The organism is Paenibacillus pini JCM 16418, assembly GCF_000576305.1.
Classification (GTDB): domain Bacteria; phylum Bacillota; class Bacilli; order Paenibacillales; family Paenibacillaceae; genus Paenibacillus_AQ; species Paenibacillus_AQ pini.
The window spans coordinates 1-1,146 of sequence record NZ_BAVZ01000059.1 but is presented as its reverse complement, the minus strand read 5'-3'; the positions used below and the strand labels follow the sequence as shown (position 1 = coordinate 1,146).

The window sequence follows — 1,146 nt, the reverse complement described above, 5'->3', positions numbered from 1 at the left end:
GGACCGTCTGGGCTTGGGGACAGAATGACGAAGGCCAGTTAGGAGACGGGACGACAACGAATAAATCGAAGTCCGTTCAGATCTCAGGGTTAAGCGATATTCGTTCAGTAGCTGTAGGTGACAAGCATAGCCTAGCAGTTAAAGCGAATGGAAGTGTGTGGGCCTGGGGAAATAATGGAGCAGGCCAACTGGGGACTGGAAATACAGTGAATTCTACTGTACCAGTAGAAGTAAATGGACTCAGTAATGTGATTGCTATAGCCGCTAATAAAAGTAATAGCTACGCCCTAAAGAATGATGGAACGGTTTGGTCTTGGGGAGCGATGCGTACAGCACCAGTACAAATGAAGGAGCTTAGTGGAGTCAGTGCACTGGTAGCAGCTGGAGAATCAGCCTTTGCGCTAAAGAGTGATGGGACCGTCTGGAGTTGGGGGGATAACTCGAAAAAGCAACTGGGAGATGGTACAACCAATTCTAGAACAGTAGCTCAGCCGATAAATGGCCTGAATGGAATTACTCAAATTGCAGTGAGTAAAGTACATGGTATGGCATTAAAGAGTGATGGAACCGTATGGAAATGGGGGGAGGCTGGATCACTTACACCAGCCATACCCGTACAAAATACTAAAATTAATAATGTGAGGGCCATTGGAGCAGCAGATAATAAGAGCTTGGCTGTGAAAAAGGATGGCACCGTTTGGGTGTGGGATTACTATTATGCGCCTGAATATCCGGGTACTTCAGTTAGATATACGGATACACCTATTTCAATAGGCGGATTAACCGGAGTAGAGATTATAGCAGCGAGTAGTGCTATGCAAATAGCAGCAAAAGACGGGAGTATCTGGGATGGGGCATAACTTTAACGGAGAGTTAGGAAATGGAACGATTATAGGAAGTGGAGTGCCTGTGAAGATGCAAGAGGATCAGGCACCAGTTGTTACACTTGCCTACCCACTGGGCACGCAAGCATCGCCAGCAACAACCAATGTGAGTCAACCTTCAATTTTATGGAATCAAGTAGATGCTGCATTAACGAAGTTCACGGCTTACCAGGTACAGGTTATGGATGAGTCAGGTGCATTGTTAGTTGATTCACAGATCGTGGAGCAGTCAAGTACCGTTTCAAGTGGATCGTGGACGGTA

Annotated in this window: 2 protein-coding genes; both read left to right on the top strand. The window is 46.3% G+C overall.

Annotation, left to right across the window (positions count from 1 at the left end; genetic code table 11):
- Window positions 1–860 (top strand): RCC1 domain-containing protein (locus tag JCM16418_RS23340; protein WP_373280741.1); only part of this gene is annotated, 860 nt, incomplete at its 5' end.
- A partial coding sequence (locus JCM16418_RS24095; protein ID WP_148298911.1) for a hypothetical protein occupies window positions 850–1,146 on the top strand: 297 nt, incomplete at its 3' end. The genes JCM16418_RS23340 and JCM16418_RS24095, both read left to right, overlap by 11 nt.